This is a genomic window from Pseudomonas sp. VD-NE ins (assembly GCF_031882575.1).
Taxonomy (GTDB): Bacteria; Pseudomonadota; Gammaproteobacteria; order Pseudomonadales; family Pseudomonadaceae; genus Aquipseudomonas; species Aquipseudomonas fluorescens_BZ.
On sequence record NZ_CP134772.1, the window covers coordinates 26,583 to 43,211 of the forward strand.

General features: G+C 59.1%; 17 protein-coding genes. 5 read left to right on the forward strand and 12 right to left on the reverse strand.

Annotation, left to right across the window (positions count from 1 at the left end; genetic code table 11):
• The first annotated feature begins 251 nt into the window (after nt 1–251).
• The 3 genes from RMV17_RS00125 to RMV17_RS00135 all read left to right on the forward strand — a co-directional run bounded on the left by RMV17_RS00125 (nt 252) and on the right by RMV17_RS00135 (nt 2,783).
• Complete coding sequence (locus tag RMV17_RS00125) at nt 252–1,259, forward strand: methionine ABC transporter ATP-binding protein (RefSeq protein WP_311884653.1); 1,008 nt, start codon at nt 252–254, stop codon at nt 1,257–1,259.
• On the forward strand, nt 1,259–1,933 hold the full coding sequence (locus tag RMV17_RS00130) for a methionine ABC transporter permease (RefSeq protein WP_016986455.1): 675 nt from the start codon (nt 1,259–1,261) through the stop codon (nt 1,931–1,933). The genes RMV17_RS00125 and RMV17_RS00130 overlap by 1 nt, the downstream gene beginning before the upstream one ends.
• A 79-nt stretch (nt 1,934–2,012) precedes the next feature.
• A complete protein-coding gene (locus tag RMV17_RS00135; protein WP_311884655.1) occupies nt 2,013–2,783 on the forward strand; it encodes a MetQ/NlpA family ABC transporter substrate-binding protein in 771 nt (256 codons plus the stop codon).
• A 49-nt stretch (nt 2,784–2,832) separates the two neighbouring features.
• Here the strand turns inward: RMV17_RS00135 and RMV17_RS00140 are convergent.
• The 6 genes from RMV17_RS00140 to RMV17_RS00165 all read right to left on the reverse strand — a co-directional run bounded on the left by RMV17_RS00140 (nt 2,833) and on the right by RMV17_RS00165 (nt 8,444).
• A protein-coding gene (locus tag RMV17_RS00140; protein ID WP_311883164.1) for an IS3 family transposase occupies nt 2,833–4,055 on the reverse strand; the annotation gives its coding sequence in 2 pieces (ribosomal slippage) (nt 2,833–3,704 and nt 3,704–4,055; 1,224 coding nt in all).
• A gap of 477 nt (nt 4,056–4,532) precedes the next feature.
• Nucleotides 4,533–5,168, reverse strand: a complete 636-nt coding sequence (locus tag RMV17_RS00145; RefSeq protein ID WP_311884657.1) for an SCO family protein — start codon at nt 5,166–5,168, stop codon at nt 4,533–4,535.
• Nucleotides 5,165–6,064 (reverse strand): heme o synthase, encoded by a 900-nt coding sequence (cyoE, locus tag RMV17_RS00150; RefSeq protein ID WP_038365028.1) that lies wholly within the window; start codon nt 6,062–6,064, stop codon nt 5,165–5,167. The genes RMV17_RS00145 and cyoE overlap by 4 nt, the downstream gene beginning before the upstream one ends.
• Nucleotides 6,052–7,131 (reverse strand): COX15/CtaA family protein, encoded by a 1,080-nt coding sequence (locus RMV17_RS00155; RefSeq protein WP_311884661.1) that lies wholly within the window; start codon nt 7,129–7,131, stop codon nt 6,052–6,054. The genes cyoE and RMV17_RS00155 overlap by 13 nt, the downstream gene beginning before the upstream one ends.
• Before the next feature lie 10 nt (nt 7,132–7,141).
• Nucleotides 7,142–7,738: a hypothetical protein gene (locus tag RMV17_RS00160; RefSeq protein WP_034152249.1), complete on the reverse strand. Its 597-nt coding sequence runs from the start codon at nt 7,736–7,738 to the stop codon at nt 7,142–7,144.
• Nucleotides 7,704–8,444, reverse strand: coding sequence for an SURF1 family protein (locus tag RMV17_RS00165; RefSeq protein WP_311884666.1), 741 nt, complete (start codon nt 8,442–8,444; stop codon nt 7,704–7,706). Before RMV17_RS00165 ends, RMV17_RS00160 begins: the two co-directional genes overlap by 35 nt.
• Before the next feature lie 71 nt (nt 8,445–8,515).
• On the opposite strand from RMV17_RS00165, the gene RMV17_RS00170 reads away from it, so the two are divergent.
• Nucleotides 8,516–8,719, forward strand: coding sequence for a twin transmembrane helix small protein (locus RMV17_RS00170; RefSeq protein WP_127925322.1), 204 nt, complete (start codon nt 8,516–8,518; stop codon nt 8,717–8,719).
• A gap of 9 nt (nt 8,720–8,728) precedes the next feature.
• On the opposite strand, the gene RMV17_RS00175 is transcribed toward RMV17_RS00170, so the two are convergent.
• From RMV17_RS00175 to coxB, 4 genes are all read right to left on the reverse strand, one after another.
• Nucleotides 8,729–9,616, reverse strand: a complete 888-nt coding sequence (locus RMV17_RS00175; protein WP_034152252.1) for a cytochrome c oxidase subunit 3 — start codon at nt 9,614–9,616, stop codon at nt 8,729–8,731.
• Nucleotides 9,617–9,641: 25 nt separating this feature from the next.
• Nucleotides 9,642–10,193 (reverse strand): cytochrome c oxidase assembly protein, encoded by a 552-nt coding sequence (locus tag RMV17_RS00180; protein WP_311884671.1) that lies wholly within the window; start codon nt 10,191–10,193, stop codon nt 9,642–9,644.
• A 126-nt stretch (nt 10,194–10,319) separates the two neighbouring features.
• Nucleotides 10,320–11,906: a cytochrome c oxidase subunit I gene (gene ctaD, locus RMV17_RS00185; protein ID WP_311884673.1), complete on the reverse strand. Its 1,587-nt coding sequence runs from the start codon at nt 11,904–11,906 to the stop codon at nt 10,320–10,322.
• A gap of 82 nt (nt 11,907–11,988) precedes the next feature.
• A complete protein-coding gene (gene coxB, locus RMV17_RS00190) occupies nt 11,989–13,116 on the reverse strand; it encodes a cytochrome c oxidase subunit II (protein ID WP_311884675.1) in 1,128 nt (375 codons plus the stop codon).
• A gap of 369 nt (nt 13,117–13,485) precedes the next feature.
• Between coxB and RMV17_RS00195 the strand changes: the two genes are divergently transcribed.
• Nucleotides 13,486–14,118, forward strand: a complete 633-nt coding sequence (locus RMV17_RS00195) for a hypothetical protein (protein WP_034152256.1) — start codon at nt 13,486–13,488, stop codon at nt 14,116–14,118.
• A 122-nt stretch (nt 14,119–14,240) separates the two neighbouring features.
• Here RMV17_RS00195 and RMV17_RS00200 read toward each other — a convergent pair whose 3' ends face one another.
• Together RMV17_RS00200 and RMV17_RS00205 are read right to left on the reverse strand one after the other, a co-directional pair.
• Nucleotides 14,241–15,767 carry a SulP family inorganic anion transporter gene (locus RMV17_RS00200; protein ID WP_311884678.1) on the reverse strand — a complete coding sequence of 509 codons (1,527 nt, stop codon included), beginning with the start codon at nt 15,765–15,767 and terminating at the stop codon, nt 14,241–14,243.
• A 90-nt stretch (nt 15,768–15,857) separates the two neighbouring features.
• Nucleotides 15,858–16,586, reverse strand: coding sequence for a carbonic anhydrase (locus RMV17_RS00205; protein WP_007911720.1), 729 nt, complete (start codon nt 16,584–16,586; stop codon nt 15,858–15,860).
• Between the last annotated feature and the right edge of the window lie 43 nt (nt 16,587–16,629).

Genomic DNA, 16,629 nt, shown 5'->3' on the forward strand with positions numbered 1-16,629 from the left:
CCTCGGTTGACCCCGTGGTTTGCCGGGGACTCTTGAGTGGTTCCCGGGCACGGCACCCAGGGTTTTCAAGTCGCTTACTTAGTGACTGATGGGCTGCTTTGGACGTTCCTTTTTTATGACCTTTGATCTTGTTATTGCCAAATCGAAGGTTAATTGCGAAATAAATGCTAAGAACCTCTATACGGACAGGCTAAAATGCGCGCCCGGCTAACCGCTGATCCTTTTCTAACGCGCCCCACAAGGTTCGCTACGTGATCGAGTTTCAAAACGTCCACAAGACTTACCGCGTCGCCGGTAAGGACATTCCCGCGCTGCACCCGACCAGTCTCTCCATCGAGAATGGGCAGGTGTTCGGCCTGATCGGCCATTCCGGTGCGGGCAAAAGCACCCTGCTGCGTCTGATCAATCGCCTGGAAGACTCCAGTGGCGGCAAGATCTTCGTCGACGGCGAAGAAGTCACCGCGCTGGACGCCAACGGCCTGCGCCGTTTCCGTCAGCAAGTCGGGATGATCTTCCAGCACTTCAACCTGCTCGCCTCCAAGACCGTGGCCGACAACGTTGCGTTGCCGTTGACCCTGGCCGGCGAACTGTCGGGCAGCGAGATCGACCAGCGTGTCGCCGAGTTGCTGGCGCGGGTCGGTCTGTCCGACCACGCCAAGAAGTACCCGGCGCAATTGTCCGGCGGTCAGAAACAGCGCGTCGGCATCGCCCGCGCCCTGGCGACCAAGCCAAAAATTCTGCTGTGCGACGAGGCCACCAGTGCCCTCGACCCGCAGACTACCGCGTCGGTCCTGCAGTTGCTGGCCGAGATCAACCGCGAACTGAAACTGACCATCGTCCTGATCACCCACGAGATGGATGTCATCCGTCGCGTATGCGATCAAGTCGCGGTGATGGACGCTGGCGTGATCGTCGAGCAAGGTTCGGTGGCCGATGTGTTCCTGCATCCCAAGCACCCGACCACCAAGCGTTTCGTTCAGGAAAGCGAGCAGATCGACGAGAGCGAGCAGCGTGATGACTTCGCTCACGTGCCGGGCCGCATCGTGCGTCTGACCTTCCAGGGCGAAGCGACCTACGCGCCGTTGCTTGGCACCGTCGCCCGGGAAACCGGCGTCGACTACAGCATCCTTGCCGGTCGTATCGACCGCATCAAAGACATTCCGTACGGGCAATTGACCCTCGCCGTCACCGGTGGCGACATGGAAGCGGCGTTCGCCCGCTTCACCGCCGCTGACGTTCACATGGAGGTATTGCGCTAATGGAAGACCTGATCAGTTTCTTCACCAATATCGACTGGTACGAAATCTGGCTGGCCACCGGCGACACCATGCTGATGCTCGGCGGGTCGCTGCTGTTCACCGTGCTGCTCGGCCTGCCGCTGGGCGTGTTGCTGTTCCTCTGCAGCCCGCGTCAGTTGCTGGAAAACCGTGGCCTCTACGCATTCATGTCGCTGGCGGTGAACATCCTGCGTTCGCTGCCGTTCATTATTCTGTTGATCGTGATGATCCCGTTCACCGTGCTGATCACCGGCACGTCGCTGGGCGTGGCCGGTGCGATTCCGCCGTTGGTAGTCGGTGCCACACCGTTCTTCGCGCGTCTGGTGGAAACCGCGCTGCGTGAAGTCGATCGCGGCATCATCGAAGCGACCCAGTCGATGGGCGCGACCACGCGGCAGATCATCATGAACGCCTTGCTGCCGGAAGCCCGTCCGGGCATCTTCGCGGCGATTACGGTGACGGCGATTACACTGGTGTCCTACACGGCGATGGCCGGTGTGGTCGGTGCCGGTGGTCTGGGCGACCTGGCGATCCGTTTCGGCTATCAGCGTTTCCAGACTGACGTGATGATCGTCACCGTGGTGTTGCTGTTGATTCTGGTGCAAGTGCTGCAGATGGTCGGTGACCGTTTGGTTGTGCATTTCTCGCGCAAATAAATCCGGTTTTGTAATCAAGAGATGAGCCGGCCATTCGCTGGCAGGCGCCAGACGGGCGCTTTGAAAAGGAGTTAGCTGAATGAAAAAACTGATCGCTGCTTTTGCTGCTGTTGCAGCATTCTCGGCCCACGCCGAAACCCTGACCGTTGCCGCCACCCCGGTGCCGCACGCAGAAATCCTCGAGTTCGTGAAACCGGCGCTGGCCAAAGAAGGCGTGGAGCTGAAGGTCAAGGTCTTCACCGACTACATTCAGCCGAACGTACAGGTCGCGGAAAAGCGTCTGGACGCCAACTTCTTCCAGCACCAGCCGTATCTGGATGAGTTCAACAAGGCCAAGGGTACTAACCTGGTCGCCGTGACCGGCGTGCACCTGGAGCCACTGGGCGCCTACTCGAGCAAGATCAAAGATCTGAAAGACCTGCCTGGCGGCGCCAACGTGGTGATCCCGAACGACGCCACCAACGGCGGCCGTGCGCTGTTGTTGCTGGCCAAGGCTGGCGTGATCACGCTGAAGGATCCGACCAACATCCTGTCGACCGTCAAAGACATCGCGACAAACCCGAAAGACCTGAAAATCCGTGAACTGGAAGCCGCGACCATCCCGCGTGTGCTCACCCAGGTCGATCTGGCGCTGATCAACACCAACTACGCGCTGGAAGCCAAGCTCGATCCGTCCAAGGATGCGCTGGTGATCGAAGGCAACGATTCGCCATACGTGAACATCCTTGTGTCCCGTGCGGACAACAAGGACAGCGATGCGATGAAGAAACTGGCTGCAGCCCTGCACAGCCCGGAAGTGAAGCAATTCATTACCGAGAAGTACAAAGGCGCGGTATTGCCGGCGTTCTGATTTGGAGGGCTGTGTCTAGTCCTGAAATAGGTTTACACCTGTTTCAGCCTCAAAACGCCCGATGCACCGCATCGGGCGTTTTGTATTTCAGCGACAGATGAGGCCGCTCGTTGTTATAGATCTGCACCGACTCGTCCACCATCCGGATGGCCTCTGCAAAATTTTTGGGACGATGCAGCAATAACTCGTTTTTCAAAATCCCGTTCACACGCTCAGCCAACGCGTTTTGGTAGCAGTCGTAGCCATCGGTCATTGAGCAGGTGATGCCGTATTTGGCATGCAGCCGCTGATAAAGCTCGGAGCAGTATTGGACGCCTCTATCCGAGTGATGCACCAAACATTGCTTCGTTGTCCGCTGCTTGAGGGCTTTGTTGAACGCCTGGATCACCGATTCGGTGTGCAAGCTTTCATGGACATGGTGCCCCACGATTTTTCGGGAGTACGCATCGGTGATCAAACTCAGATAAGCCACACCCGTTTGCGTCGGTAAGTAGGTGATGTCCGCAACCCATACTTGCTCTGGCGCCTTGGCAACTACCTGAATCGGCCCATCTTTAAGCAGGTTTGGATGCCGGCGAAAGCGATGATGGCTATCTGTCGTTTTGTGATAGGCCCGTCTGCGGGGAACCAGCTCGCGCCGATCTCGCAAGATATCGAATAACCGGTCTCGACCGACCTTTACGGACACTTCTGGCTCAGTGTGCATCAGATTGTGAAGTTTTCGGGTGCCAAGGCGCGGTTGCCTAAGTCGTTTCTCCCTCACGAATCCCATCACTTCCTGGGCATGACGGGCCCGGGCATCACACGCCCGGTTGCGCTTGTAATAAGCCTGACGGGAAATCCCCATGAACTGGCAAGCCCGACTAATGCTCAGGTCTTGGATCTGCCCTTGGGAGAGGACTTGCCGGATCGCTTTTTTACGACAGAAACACCGAAGTCGTTCTTTAAAACATCAACGACAGCTTCGAAAAACTGAGCTTTCTGGTTGGCTTGGGCCAGCTTTTCTTCAAGCTCTTTGATTCGCTGTTCGGGTGTCAGTGGTTTATCGGGCTCATCCATGGAACGGGGTCTCTTGGAGCGAATGGACGCGCCTTGACTCCAGTCCTGCCGACCATGCCTGCGTAACCAGTTCAGTACGGTCGATTTACCCTGAATGCCATAGCGCTCTTGAGCCTCTTTATAACTCAACTCGCCTTTTTCGACCTGATCGACGACCGACAATTTAAAGGTCCGCGTGTAATCACGCTGACTGCGCCTCTTTCCTGAATTCATTACTCCCTCCTGAGAGTGGGTCAGAAGGTGTAAACCTTATTCAGGACGAGACACTGTAATGAAAAAGGGGACGCCAATGGCGTCCCCTTTTTTGTGTCTGTGTTTGGCTTTAGAGCTGTTGTGGAGCAGCCCCTCACCCCAGCCCTCTCCCGGAGGGAGAGGGGGCCGACCGAGATGCCTGGCGTCATACATCGACCTGAAAGATCTTGGCGATTATGGATTCAAAGCAGCAAGTTCATTTCTGCGTAATTCTTGAATATCCCCCATTCAGTCCCCTCTCCCTCCGGGAGAGGGCTAGGGTGAGGGGCTTTTAGGGGCCGACCGAGGTGTTTGGCGTCATACATCGCCCTGAAAAATCTTGGCGATTATGGATTCAAAGCAGCACGTTCATTTCTGCGTATTTCTTGAATATCCCCCATTCAGTCCCCTCTCCCTCCGGGAGAGGGTTAGGGTGAGGGGCTCTTGGCTTTTAGCCCGTCACTTGCGGTTAAGCATGACCGGAAGTTGCGCAACCAGTTTGGCGTTATTCAACGGCGCTCGAATAAACCCCCGCTGCGTCCCGTCCGGCCCGATCACTGCCAGATTGCCGCTATGGTCAACGGTATAATTCGGCTTACTCGTATCCGCCGGAATAAACGGAATACTCACCGCGTTCGCCACCTTTTGCAGCTCTTCAATCGAGGTCGGCGTCAGGCCAACAAACTGCGGATCAAAGTAGCCCAGATACCGCTTCAACTGCTTCGGGCTATCGCGGTTCGGGTCAACGCTGACCAGCACGATCTGCAACTTGTCCACAGCGTCTTTCGGTAATTCACTCTTGATCTGCCGCAGCTGCGCCAACGTGGTGGGGCAGATGTCCGGGCAGAAGGTGTAGCCGAAAAACAGCAGACTCCACTTGCCTTTGAGCTCGTTGATCGCCACCGGTTTGCCGTCCTGATCAGTCATCGTCACGTCCGGCAGATTGCGGCTCTGCGGCAGCAGGATAATGCCGGCGTCGATCAGCGCCGTCGGGTCGCCCTGGCCCTTGCCGCTCAGCACTTTGTTGACGGTCAGGCCGAGGATCAGCGCGATCACGGCGACGAGGATGAAGACGGTTTTCTGGGTTCGAGTCATAGGTTCAACAGTAAGTAGTGGTCTACGAGCAGGGCGATGAACAGCAGGAACAAGTACCAAATAGAGTACTTGAAGGTGTTGATCGCCGCGTGCGGCCGAGTGCCACGGTACAGCACCACGGCCCATTGCAGAAACCTTGCACCGAGGGCGAGCGCGCAAATCAGGTAGAGCACGCCACTCATGTGAATCACGTACGGCAACAGACTCACCGCCAGCAGCGCGAAGGTGTAGAGCAGAATGTGCACTTTGGTGTAGTGCTCGCCGTGGGTGACCGGCAGCATCGGGATATCGGCCTTGGCGTATTCCTCTTTGCGATGGATCGCCAGCGCCCAGAAGTGCGGTGGGGTCCAGGCGAAGATGATCAGCACCAGCAACAACGGTTCGGCGCTGACATGGCCGGTGGCAGCTGTCCAGCCGAGCAGTGGTGGTGCGGCGCCGGCGAGGCCACCGATGACGATGTTCTGCGGCGTCGCGCGTTTGAGGAAACCGGTGTAGATCACCGCATAACCGAGCAGCGAAGCGAGGGTCAGCCACGCCGTCAGCGGATTGGTGAAAGTCAGCAACAGGGCCTGGCCGAGCAGCGCCAGCACCAGTGCAAAAGTCAGCGCCGCCGCCGGCGAAACCCGGCCTTCAGCCAGCGGCCGTTTGTGCGTGCGCGCCATCACCGCATCGATGCGCCGATCCACCACATGGTTGACCGCCGCCGCACCACCGGCACACAGGGCAATCCCCAGATTGCCGAACACCAGCACCGTCCACGGCACCCCGGCACGGGTCGCGAGGAACATGCCGACCAGCGAGGTGATCAGCATCAGCACCACGACTTTCGGTTTGGTCAGCTCCAGATAATCACGCCAGATTGCCTGATGCGGGCGTTCGCCAATCAGAATCGCCACGGCGTTTCTCCTTTTATAGTGATGGGCGCGGCTGCGTGTTTACGCGGACTCAGGCGCCAGCGCGCGAGCACCGGTTGTTTGACCCGGACCAGACTGGTGCGCGCGTGGTAATTGACCAGCACCATGGTCAGCAACAGCGCCGCACCGCCAGCGTTATGCGCGACCGCCACCGGCAGCGGCAGATGGAACAGCACATTGCTGATGCCGAGGGTGATCTGTGCCGCGAGGGCAATCGCTACCAGACCGGCCAAGCGAGTCATGCCGACCACTTTCAATTGCCACGCCAGACCGAGCAGCACCAGCGTCACCAGCAGCGCGCCGATACGGTGAGTCAGGTGAATCGCCGTGCGTGCATCGCTGTCGAGTTGTCCGCCGAGATAATTCGGGCCGATGTGTTGAGTCAGATGAAACCCATTGGCGAAATCCGCTGGCGGCAGCCATTGCCCGTGGCAGGTCGGGAAATCGATGCAGGCCACCGCCGCGTAGTTGGAACTGACCCAGCCTCCCAGTGCGATCTGGCCAATCACCAACAACAATCCCGCTGTTGCCCAATACTGCAAACGCTTGGGCACGGTCAGCGCCGGCAGCACACCGGACAGTCGCAAGGTCAGCAAAAACAGCAGACTCAAGGTCGCAAACCCGCCGAGCAAATGCCCGGTGACCACCTGCGGCCAGAGTTTGAGCGTCACCGTCCACATGCCGAAGGCTGCTTGCGCAAACACCACCGCCAGCAGAAACAGCGGCAGCTTCAACGGCTGCCCCGGATGACGCCGATTGACCCACGCGCGCCCGGCCAGAAGCGAAATCAGCAGGCCGAGAGTACCGGCGAAATAGCGGTGGATCATCTCGTTCCAGCCCTTGTGCGCCTCCACTGGCGAGTCGGGGTAATGCAGTTCGGCATGGGCCAGTTGGGCTTCGCTTTTCGGCACGCTGATAAACCCGTAGCAACCCGGCCAGTCCGGACAGCCGAGGCCGGCGTGGGTCAGGCGCGTATAGGCGCCGAGCATCACTACAATCAGTGCCAGCAGAGTGGCAAACAGCGCGAGGCGAAATCCAGGTTTGGCCATGACGATGCCCTTATCCGATGTTCGACAGTTTCAGCAGATGACGCAGGTCGTTGAGCAGATCCTTGCCTTTCACATTCGGCTCGTAACGCAGCACGAGGTTGCCGTGCGGGTCGATAATCCACAGTTGCGGTGTGGCCTTGTCGCCCGTTGTTTTGCTGAACACGCCAGCGTCCAGCGGATAGCGTTGCAACTGCGGATATTCGCGGGTCAGCTTGGCCTCGTAATCGGCGCTCAGCGGTTGCGCAGCGGCGAGGGCATGGCTGGCGCGGCCGGCATCGCGACCGAGGCCGATCTGGATCTGCCGCGCCAGATACACCAGTTGCTGGCAATCCACCGCGCAATCCTTCGGCGCGGTGACCAGCATCTGCCAGCGCTCCTCGTCGGCTTGCACGCCAAGGTCGGCGCGGGTCTGGCCGTTGCCGATCAGTTCGCCGTGATAGCTGCGACCTTCCGGTACCCAGAACTGCAATTTGTACATGCCAGTGGCGAGCACCATCGGCCCGATCACGCCGAGCACAATCAGCAACAACTGAATGCGGCCGCTGCGACGGCGGGTGGCGGCAGGTTTCGCCTCAGACATGCTGGGTGGATTCATGGCCGTTCCCATGGTGGTTCTCCTTTGCGTTGTGCAAGCCCAAATAGACGTAGAGGCCGAGCAGGGCGGTGGCCATGGCGAACCACTGCACGGCGTAACCGAGGTGTTTTTCCGGGCCCATGGCGACCACCGGCCAATCGGCCTCGTAGCTGGCCGGGCCGGGTTCGGCGCGTAATTCGTAGGTAAAGCCGTCGCGCTCAAGGGCTTTCCACAGCTTGGCGGGTTCGACGGCAGTGATGGTTTGCGGCCAGGTGTTGCTGACCGGATCGGCGTGCAGTTGAAAAGTGGTGCCGGGGGCAACGTAGACCCAGGCATCGACATTCAATGCATCAGTGGGCGTAGTGAATTGTGGCGGCACGCGGCGATCCGGCCACGGCAACCAGCCGCGATTGACCAGCAGCCACAGGCCGGTGCGTTGATCCTGAAAGGGTTGCAGCAACTCGACGCCGACCTTGCCGTTACGCTGACGGTTATCCAGCAGCAAACTGTGCGCAGCATCGAACTGGCCGTGCAGGTGCACGCGGCGATACGCCGGATCGGCGCTGCTCAGCAACTCGCTGCTGGCCATCGGTTCAGCCGCACGACGTTCGGCGTAACTGGCGAGCAGGGCGGTTTTTTCTGCGCCCCGGCTCAGTTGCCAGAAGCCCAGCGACACCAGCAGCGGCAGCAACAAGGCCACGACCACGGTCGGAATCACGCCCGGACGAAAGCGCTTCATGGCTGCGCCACAAAGTCAGTCGTCGCGATCGCTATACTCAATTGCATCGCCTGTCCCCCGGAGTTCTTCCCATGCTCAAAACAGCCATCGTCCTGATGCTGATTGCCACGGTGATCAGCCTGTTCAGCGGCCTGTTTTTCCTGGTCAAGGACGACAGCAGCTCGAATCGCCTGGTCATCGCCTTGAGTGTTCGGGTGGCATTGGCCGCAGTCACCGTCGGCTTGATCGCCTGGGGCTTTTACAGCGGCCAACTGGTGTCGCATGCACCTTGGTAGCGTTGTCCGTCAGAGCACGTAAACGAAGATAAAGAGGCCAATCCACACCACGTCGACGAAGTGCCAATACCAGCTCGCCGCTTCGAAGCCGAACTGGTGCTCGTTGTCGAAGTGGCCCTTCATGATGCGCATCAGCATCACAAACAGAATGATCGTGCCGATGGTCACGTGGGCGCCGTGGAAACCGGTGAGCATGAAGAACGTCGCGCCATAAATGCCCGAACCGAGGGTCAGCCCCAGTTCGTGGTAGGCGTGCATGTATTCCTCAGCCTGGAAGCCGAGAAATGCGCAGCCGAGCAGTACGGTGATCGCCAGCCAGATTTTCAGTGCGCCGCGATGGCCCTTCTTCAAGGCATGGTGGGCGATGGTGATGGTCACGCTGGAGCTGACCAGCAGAATCGTGTTGATCAGCGGCAGGCCCCACGGGCTGATGACTTCCTTTGGTGGCGGGAACAGTTTCGGATCCGGCGTGTGCAGCAGCGGCCAGGTGAACTGGAAGTTCGGCCACAGCATGTGCGCGATGCCTTTGGTGCCTTCACCGCCGAGTGCTGGCCCGGAGACGTGGCGCACATAAAACAGCGCACCGAAGAAGGCGATGAAGAACATCACTTCGGAGAAGATGAACCAACTCATGCCCCAGCGGAACGAGCGATCCAGCTGCGGGCTGTAGAGTCCCGCGCGGCTTTCCTTGATCACCGCCCCGAACCAGCCGAACAGCATGTACGCCAGCAACAGGCCACCGACGAAAAAGATGTACGGGCCGTGGGATTCCGGGCGCGCTGCCTTCAGATCGTTAAACCAGGTGGCGAGGCCGTACACAGTGATGGCCATGCCGAAGGTCGCAATGATCGGCCATTTGCTTTGCGGCGGAACGTAATAATGCTCATGAGTTGCCATTTATTGTTCTCCTTATCGGGCACGCTCAACCGCCAGTGTTTACAGCCACCGGCGGATGTCGGGCGGTGATATCGAACAGCGTGTAGGACAGCGTCAGGTGCTTCACATCCTTGGGCATGTCGCGGTCAACAATGAAGCGCACCGGCATCTCGATCTGTTGACCGGGCTGCAGCACCTGCTGGGTAAAGCAAAAGCATTCGGTCTTGTGGAAATATGCCGCGGCGTTGCTCGGCGCGATGCTCGGCACGGCTTGCGCACTCATCGGTTTGTCGGTGGGGTTGCGCGCGATGAAGATCATCTCGTTGACCGCGCCGGGGTTGGCGGTGAGTTCGTCATGCTTGGGGTAGAAGTCCCATGGCATATCGGCGGTGTTGGTCGACAAAAACTGCACACGCACCTGGCGCGAAGTGTCGACGACCTGCTCGCCCTCGTACTGCCCGGCAGTCTTGCCGTTGATGCCGAAGGCTTTGCACATCACGTCGTAGATCGGCACCAGGGCAAAACCGAAAACAAACATCGCCAGCACCACGCCGAGCAGGCGGGTGACGAGTTTTTTCATCGAAATCGAGTCAGCCATGATTCATGCCTCTCATCAGATCCCTTGTGGGAGCGAGCCTGCTCGCGAAGCAGACAACTCGGTGCACCAGATGAACCGCGTCATCGCTCTTCGCGAGCAGGCTCGCTCCCACAGGGAAATCTGTGTTCATTTCACTTCCGGCGGTGTGGTGAAGGTGTGATACGGCGCCGGTGACGGCACGCTCCACTCCAGCCCTTCCGCACCATCCCAAGGCTTGGCCGGTGCAGGCTCGCCACCCCGAATCGTCTTGATCACGATGAACAGGAAAAAGATCTGCGTGGCGCCAAACATGAACGCGCCAATTGACGAAACCATGTTGAAGTCGGCGAACTGCAGGTTGTAGTCCGGAATCCGCCGAGGCATCCCCGCCAACCCCACGAAGTGCATCGGGAAGAAAGTCAGGTTCATGCCGACAAACGACAGCCAGAAATGCAACTTGCCGAGGGTTTCGTCGTACATGTGGCCGGTCCATTTCGGCAGCCAGTAATAAGTCGAGGCGAAGATCCCGAAGATCGCCCCCGGCACCAGCACGTAGTGGAAGTGCGCGACCACAAAATAGGTGTCCTGGTACTGGAAGTCCGCCGGCGCGATGGCCAGCATCAACCCGGAGAAACCGCCGATGGAGAACAGGATCACGAACGCCACGGCAAACAGCATCGGCGTTTCGAAGGTCAGCGAGCCTTGCCACATGGTGCTGGCCCAGTTGAACACCTTCACCCCGGTCGGCACCGCGATCAGCAGCGTCGCGTACATGAAGAACAGCTCGCCCACCAGCGGGATGCCGACCACGAACATGTGGTGCGCCCAGACAATGAACGACAGGAAGGCGATGCTCGCCGTCGCGTAGACCATCGAGGTGTAGCCGAACAGCGGCTTGCGCGAGAAGGTCGGGATGATCGAGCTGACGGCGCCGAAGGCCGGCAGGATCATGATGTACACCTCGGGATGGCCGAAGAACCAGAACACATGCTGGAACAGCACCGGGTCACCGCCACCGGCCGCACTGAAGAAACTGGTGCCGAAGTGGATGTCCATCAGCATCATCGTCACGCACCCGGCCAGTACCGGCATCACCGCGATCAGCAGAAACGCGGTGATCAGCCAGGTCCAGACGAACAGTGGCATTTTCATCAGCGTCATGCCGGGCGCGCGCAGATTGAGGATGGTCGCGATCACGTTGATCGCGCCCATGATCGAACTGATGCCCATCAAATGGATGGCGAAGATGAAGAAGGTCACGCTTTCCGGCGCGTAGGTCGTCGACAGCGGCGCATAGAACGTCCAGCCGAAGTTCGGCCCGCCACCGGGGGTGAACAGGGTCGAGACGAGGATGAGGAACGCCGCCGGCAACAGCCAGAAGCTGAAGTTGTTCATCCGGGGCAGGGCCATGTCCGGCGCGCCGATCATCAACGGGATCATCCAGTTGGCGAGGCCGACGAAGGCTGGCATCACCGCACCGAAGACCATCACCAGACCGTGCATGGTGGTCATCTGGTTGAAGAACGCCGGTTCGACGATCTGCAGCCCTGGCTGGAACAGTTCGGCGCGAATCACCATCGCGAACGTACCGCCAAGCAGGAACATGGAAAACGCAAACCACAGGTACAGCGTGCCGATGTCCTTGTGGTTGGTGGTCAGCACCCAGCGCATCAGGCCTTTGGCGGGGCCGTGGGCGTGGTCGGCATGACCGTGGTCATCGATGACAGCGCTCATGGCCGGTCTCCTTTACGTGAGTGGGTGGGGCAGGCCGGGGCGCGTTGCCCCGACCGGTTCACGAAGTACGCGATAGACCGGCTCATTTGCTTTCCGCCTGTTTCAGCTCCAGCACTTCTTTTGGCGTGACCATGTCGCCCTTGTTGTTGCCCCAGGCGTTACGTTCGTAGGTCACGACCGCTGCGATATCGACTTCCGACAGTTGCTTGCCGAACGCCGCCATGGCGGTGCCGGGCTTGCCGTGGAACACCAGGCTCAGGTGGCCTTCTTTCGGTCCGGTGGCGATTTTCGAGCCCTTGAGCGCCGGGAACATTGGCGGCAGGCCCTGACCTTCGGCCTGGTGACAGGCGACGCAGGTGGTGTGATAGATCTTGTCGCCACGTTCCTTGAGTTCGTCGAGGGTCCATTCCTTGCTGGTCAGCTCTTTAAGCTGCGCGGCTTCGGCTTTGCGATCGGCGAGCCACTTGTCGTAGTCGGCCTTCTCCTTGACCTCAACGACGATCGGCATGAAGCCGTGATCCTTGCCGCACAGTTCGGCGCACTGGCCACGGTAGATGCCGGGTTTGTCGATGCGCGTCCACGCCTCGTTGACGAAGCCCGGAATCGCATCGCGCTTGACCGCGAAGGCCGGCACCCACCACGAGTGGATAACGTCGGCGGAGGTCACGAGGAAGCGCACCTTCGCCCCGGTCGGCAGCACCAATGGCTTGTCGACCTCGAGCAAGTAGTGCTCGCCCTTGGTTTCCTTGTTGTGGATCTGCTCGGCGGGGGTGGCCAGGTTGCTGAAGAACTCGACGTCCTGGCCCAGGTATTTGTAGTGCCACTTCCACTGATAACCGGTGATCTGGATATCGATATCCGGCTCACTGGTGTCGTACATCTTGATCAGAGTGGCGGTCGCCGGTACGGCCATCGCCACCAGAATCAGGAACGGTACGACGGTCCAGAGAATTTCGACGGTGGTGCTTTCGTGGAATTTTGCGGCGACCTGCCCGGTAGAACGGCGGTGCACCATCATCGACCAGAACATGGCGCCGAAGACGATGATCCCGATCACCACACAGATCCAGAAAATGGTCATGTGCAGGTCGAATACTGCGTGACTGATTTCAGTCGCTCCAGGCGCCATATTCACAGTCCAGGCGGCGTGCGCCGGACTGAAAATCGACCACAACAGGAGGCCCATCCAGACGTGTGGATGTCGCATCATTGCGGGTTCCCCTTATCGTTCTTGTTATCCCGCCGGCTTTCGCCTGCGGCAAGGGAGCGGCTGCATCAGACTACGAACTTGAATCGCCGGGCCTTGCTGCGGGTGCAGTCGGGCGTCATCAGCTAACTCCATTCAATGGCGAGTATAGACAGCGACGGGAAATTGCAATGTGCACACGTAAATCAACTGAAACAGCTGGTACTTGCGTTCAAGGGCACGAATGGAGAAGGATGCAGACGAGTGGTGGCAAACCGATATAACGCAGGTGCATCAAGGATGAAATAATTATGACAAATGCGTCTTAGCATTTTTCGTAAGCCAGCTAAGTTATGTCTTCCCTATTTCATTGCCTTGTTTCCTGGAGTTTTCATGAACACCGCCGCATTGCGCGAGCAGATCCAAAAAGCCCGACAACACGAAAACGAAACCGGACGGCTGACCCGTCAGCTGGAAGAACAACTGCCTCACCTGCACCCGTCGATCCAATTGCCGGAGACGGACGCCAAGGCTGTATTGACGCGCTTTGTCGAAGCTTACATCGATGAAGTACCTGACCTGCTGGACGCAGCCAATGAAGTCGCCAGGGAAGCGGGAATCGAGTCACAGATCAAACCGGTGTTGAAAATTGCCGAGCAGTATTTCCTCCAGCCTCCGGTTGGCCTGGAACATCTGCTGGACGAAGCCTATCTGGCGCACCGCTTTGTCGAAGAGGTCAACGACCTGTACATCAAGCATTTCGGCCAGCCACTGATCCCCTTGGACATGACGGTCGCCAACCTGATTGCTCACCAGTTACTCGGTGAGAAATTTGCCAACGAACTGGATGAAGTCGTGCACCACGCGGTGGACAGCATGCTCGACGATGACAGCTTTGCACTGGAATCGGTGGAAGCCTACCGCGAAAAACTCAGCAGCCCGGACACCGGCGCCGCGTGGAAACGCTGGCCGTGCATGGGCCGTCGACTGGGTGTGGGACTGGAGCTGGATCAGCCCGCTGCCTGAGTTCACACCATCCAATGTAGGAGCTGCCGCAGGCTGCGATCTTTTGATCTTGATTTTAAAAACAGCATCAAAAGATCGCAGCCTGCGGCAGCTCCTACAGGGGGTGAGTTCAACCGGGAGATTTAGCCGGCCGCGCCGATCCCGGTGGTAGTGCGAATCCGTCCCTCAAGCCTGCGCTTCAACCCTCGCGACTCAATCAACAGCTTCGACCCTTTCGCCGCATTCGCCCGGCCCCACTCTTCCAGCAACTCCAGACACGAATGGTCGATGTAGCTCAGATTATTGAGCGGCACATGCACCGTCGTGCCCTGCGGAATGGTGCCCAACACTTGCGTCAGCGCCGGCACCTTGAGGAAGGTCGCCGCGCCGACCAGGCGCAACTCCATCTCACCATCCTGTGGCAGATCGATCAGGCTGATCTTCAATCGCGACGCCTTGAACGCCAGTTTCAACATCGTCAGACCGAAACCGATCAATACACCGGTCAGCAGGTCAGTGAAGATGATCGCTAGCGCCGTTGCCGCGTAGGTGAACATCGGCATCCGCCCATAGCGACCCAAACCTCGAAACGCTTTGAGATCGACCAGTTTGAAACCGGTGTACACCAGCACACCCGCCAGACTCGCCACCGGAATGCTTTGCAGCACACTCGACAGCAGCAACACGAACGCCAGCAGCCACAAACCATGGAAGATCGTCGAGTAACGCGTGGTCGCACCGGCCTGGACATTGGCCGAGCTGCGCACGATCACCCCGGTCATCGGCAGTGCCCCGAGCAGACCGCAGAGCATGTTGCCGACACCTTGCGCCGAGAGTTCACGGTCGAAGTCCGATCGCACGCCGCTGTGCATGCGATCCACCGCTGCGGCGGACAACAGGGTTTCGGCGCTGGCGATAAACGCCACCGCGAACGCCGCGATCAACAGCGTCGGGTCAGCCAGACTGAGCAAGTCCGCAGGCTTAAGCCAATCAATGGCTTCCGCCAGATTCGCCGGCACCTCGACGCGTTTCACCTGCAACGCCAGCAGCAGACTTGCGCCTGTTGCCAGACCGACACCGAGCAATGCACCGGGAACGAAGCGCAACGAATGTGGGCGGAATTTTTCCCACAGCCACATCACCGCAATCGTCGACAGTCCGAGCAGTCCGGCCTGCCAGCCGAACGACGGCAAGGCTTGCGCCACGGCTGCCGGGAACGCCGTGAGGTTATCCAGCCCTGAAGGCTTGGGCGACGCATCCAGCATCACATGTACCTGCGACAGCACGATCAACACGCCGATCCCCGCCAGCATGCCGTACACCACCGCTGGCGCTGTGACCCGAAACCAGCAACCAAGCTTCAAGCGCCCGGCCACCAATTGCAGAAACCCGGCGAGCAGCAGAATCGGCCCGAGCATCTCGATACCGTGCTGGCGCACCAGCTCGAACACCAACACCGCCAGACCCGCCGCCGGCCCGCTGACCTGCAACGGCGAACCCGCCAGCCAACCGACCACCAGACCGCCGATGATCCCGGTGATCAGACCTTTGGCCGGTGGCAACCCGGACGCAATCGCGATACCCATGCACAGCGGCAACGCGACCAGAAACACAACCACTGAAGCGAGCAACTCCCGTGGCAACACCGCTTTCAATTGAGCCGCACGCATGGCGATTCTCCCGAAGTTTTCTTCAGGCATGGCTTCGCCGAACCGCTGAAACAGCGGCCGGCGTCAAACCACACAGATTTTTAGGAAGATTTAGAAGCGCGCTTTGGGCGTCGCCACCGGAATCGGATGGCTACCGTCGAGCGGCAGGAAACGGCCCTGATCCGCGTCGTAAGCTTTGATTTCGCTGGTTTCGATGTCGTAGACCCAGCCATGGATGAACAAATGACCGTTCGCCATGCGCGAGGCTACCGAAGGATGGGTACGCAAGTGCTGCAATTGGGCGATGACGTTTTCCTCGGTGAGGATCGGCATGCTTTCTTTTTCGTCGGCGCAGTTACAGTTTTCATGCACCATGGTTTTCGCAACTTCAGCGTGGCGCAGCCAGGCTTTCACTGTCGGCATCTTTTCCAGGCTGTCCGGATTGAGCACTGCACGCATGGCGCCGCAATCGGAGTGGCCGCAGATAATGATGTGCTGCACGCCGAGCGCCAGTACCGCGTATTCGATTGCGGTGGAAACGCCGCCGTTCATCTGCCCGTACGGCGGCACAACGTTGCCGACGTTACGGGTCACGAACAGATCGCCGGGCGAGCTGTGGGTGATCAGCTCGGGGACGATGCGCGAGTCGGCGCAAGTGATGAACATCGCTTTGGGCGCCTGGGCCGTGGCGAGTTTTTTGAAGAGTTCTTCCTGCTGGGGAAAGACCTCATGATGAAAATGCAAAAAGCCGTCTACGATCTGTCGCAGCGCTGCATCGGCGGATTCCGCTTCAGGGGTTTGCGCCGACGCAGCCAACGGCTGTTTATCCTTGTCACTCATGATTCATCCTCTTTGGCGGATTAGGGGAGTCGTTCCCATGTAT

Excerpts from the sequence above, each read along its gene's own strand:
- RMV17_RS00130 (WP_016986455.1), top strand. The coding sequence starts at position 1,259 with ATGGAAGACCTGATCAGTTTCTTCACCAATATCGACTGGTACGAAATC.
- RMV17_RS00135 (WP_311884655.1), top strand. The coding sequence starts at position 2,013 with ATGAAAAAACTGATCGCTGCTTTTGCTGCTGTTGCAGCATTCTCGGCC.
- RMV17_RS00145 (WP_311884657.1), bottom strand. The coding sequence starts at position 5,168 with ATGACTCGAACCCAGAAAACCGTCTTCATCCTCGTCGCCGTGATCGCG.
- RMV17_RS00155 (WP_311884661.1), bottom strand. The coding sequence starts at position 7,131 with ATGGCCAAACCTGGATTTCGCCTCGCGCTGTTTGCCACTCTGCTGGCA.
- RMV17_RS00160 (WP_034152249.1), bottom strand. The coding sequence starts at position 7,738 with ATGGGAACGGCCATGAATCCACCCAGCATGTCTGAGGCGAAACCTGCC.
- RMV17_RS00165 (WP_311884666.1), bottom strand. The coding sequence starts at position 8,444 with ATGAAGCGCTTTCGTCCGGGCGTGATTCCGACCGTGGTCGTGGCCTTG.
- RMV17_RS00170 (WP_127925322.1), top strand. The coding sequence starts at position 8,516 with ATGCTCAAAACAGCCATCGTCCTGATGCTGATTGCCACGGTGATCAGC.
- RMV17_RS00175 (WP_034152252.1), bottom strand. The coding sequence starts at position 9,616 with ATGGCAACTCATGAGCATTATTACGTTCCGCCGCAAAGCAAATGGCCG.
- RMV17_RS00180 (WP_311884671.1), bottom strand. The coding sequence starts at position 10,193 with ATGGCTGACTCGATTTCGATGAAAAAACTCGTCACCCGCCTGCTCGGC.
- ctaD (WP_311884673.1), bottom strand. The coding sequence starts at position 11,906 with ATGAGCGCTGTCATCGATGACCACGGTCATGCCGACCACGCCCACGGC.
- coxB (WP_311884675.1), bottom strand. The coding sequence starts at position 13,116 with ATGATGCGACATCCACACGTCTGGATGGGCCTCCTGTTGTGGTCGATT.
- RMV17_RS00195 (WP_034152256.1), top strand. The coding sequence starts at position 13,486 with ATGAACACCGCCGCATTGCGCGAGCAGATCCAAAAAGCCCGACAACAC.
- RMV17_RS00200 (WP_311884678.1), bottom strand. The coding sequence starts at position 15,767 with ATGCGTGCGGCTCAATTGAAAGCGGTGTTGCCACGGGAGTTGCTCGCT.
- RMV17_RS00205 (WP_007911720.1), bottom strand. The coding sequence starts at position 16,586 with ATGAGTGACAAGGATAAACAGCCGTTGGCTGCGTCGGCGCAAACCCCT.